Origin of the sequence: Chengkuizengella marina, assembly GCF_009910845.1 — a bacterium.
GTDB lineage: Bacteria > Bacillota > Bacilli > Paenibacillales > KCTC-33759 > Chengkuizengella > Chengkuizengella marina.
Genome location: NZ_SIJB01000034.1, coordinates 1 through 2,146 on the forward strand (window position 1 = coordinate 1; position 2,146 = coordinate 2,146).

1 protein-coding gene is annotated in these 2,146 nt (G+C 35.6%); it reads left to right on the plus strand.

The window, feature by feature from the left end:
* A partial coding sequence (locus tag ERL59_RS16875; protein ID WP_160647416.1) for a non-ribosomal peptide synthetase occupies nucleotides 1–2,146 on the plus strand: 2,146 nt, incomplete at both ends.

The window sequence follows — 2,146 nt, forward strand, 5'->3', positions numbered from 1 at the left end:
ATGATCAAGTAGACGTTGAGATTCAATATACGAAAGCTCAGCATCACGAATTAGAGAGACTGGTTCCAGCGTTTATTGAACCTTTTGATTTGAGTCAAGCTCCATTGTTCCGAGTAAAGTTGATTCAAACTGCTCTAGAAAAACATTTATTCGTATTTGATATGCACCATATTATCTCAGATGGGACTTCGATGAATCTATTAATTCAAGACTTTATACAGTTATATGAAGGAATAGATCTTCCAGATCTACGAATACAATATAAGGATTTTGCGGTTTGGCAAAATGAAATGTTCGCAACCAAGGAGATGGAGAAACAAAAGCAATATTGGTTAGCTCAATTTTCTGACGAGCTGCCTGTGTTGAATTTACCAACAGATTATATGAGACCATCCATTCAGAGTTTTGAAGGAGATCATCTTCATTTTAAGTTGGACAAAATGATAACGACCAAACTGGGTGAGTTGGCTAAAGAAACCAACACGACCCTTTATATGATCTTACTTGCAATATACACGATTCTATTGTCCAAATATGCAGGTCAAGAAGATATTATCGTAGGTTCCCCAACTGCGGGAAGAACCCATGTTGATACAGAGCCGGTTGTTGGCATGTTTGTTAATACATTAGTCATTCGTAATGCAGCAGAAGCAGACAAAACATTCACATCCTTTTTAACCGAAGTGAAGGAAAATACGTTACGGGCTATGGAAAATGAAAACTATCCATTGGAAGATCTACTTGAAAGTCTAAACTTAACGAGGGATATGAGCAGAAATCCATTATTCAGTGTCATGTTTAACATGTTAAACATAGAGATGAAAGAAATGAAGGTGGACAACCTCAGCTTTAAACCTTATCCACTGGAAAGTCATATTTCAAAATTTGACCTGACACTAACGGTAAGAGAAGAGTCTGATGGGCTATTGCTTAATATGGAATATTGCACGAAATTGTTTAAACAAGAAACGATTGAAAGGATGATCACACACCTAGGTTTATTAACACAACAGATTATAGAGAAACCAGAAGCTACACTGGGTGAGTTTGACATGTTAATGGAGCAAGAAAAACATCAGCAATTAGTAGAGTTGAATGATACCACTGTAGATTATCCTAAACATAAAACGATGATTCAACTACTTGAAGAGCAAGTAGAAAAAACACCTAATCACGTTGCAGTAGAATTTGAAGATCAACAGTTGACGTATGAAGAATTAAATGGACAGGTGAATCAATTAGCTCGAATGTTGAAAAACAAAGGGATAGGGCCTGATCAATTAGTTGCCATTATGGTGGAGCACTCCATAGAGATGGTTATTGGGGTATTAGGAATTATGAAAGCTGGTGGAGCTTATGTACCAATTGATCCAACATACCCAACAGATAGAATTCTCTACATGCTTGAAGATACAAATTGTAGGTTATTACTTGTAACGAATGAAACGAACGATATCGTTCAATTTACAGGGGAAGTAATGAATCTGAATGATTCTAATGTATATCGAGGCATGACATCAAACTTAGAAGTAATAAATCAACCAAATGATTTGATCTATGTTATCTATACATCTGGTTCCACGGGTAAACCTAAGGGAGTAATGATAGAACATCAAGGACTGGTCAATTATATTTGGTGGGCTAAGCAAACATACATGGGTAATGATGAGGAGGTACTCCCTTTATATTCATCATTGTCATTTGATCTGACAGTGACGTCTATTTATACTCCATTAATAAGTGGAGGCAAGGTGTTGATCTATCGTAATGAACAGCAAGAGAATGTACTTTATAACATCATAAAAGATAATCAATCATCGGTTATCAAATTAACACCATCACACTTATCTTTACTAAAAGAGATGGATTTACAATTAAACTCTTCTTCGATAAAACGTTTTATCGTAGGGGGAGAGGAATTGAAGGTCAGTCTTGCAAAAAAAATAAAACAAATGTTTGATGGAAATGTTGAAATATATAATGAATACGGACCAACAGAAACTGTAGTAGGTTGTATGATCCATAGATATGATATTGAAAATGATAATAAAGAATCTGTACCTATTGGAGTTCCGGCTCATAATACGAAAATTTATATCCTTGATGAACGGCTGAACCCCGTACCTTTTAATACGGTTGGTGAAAT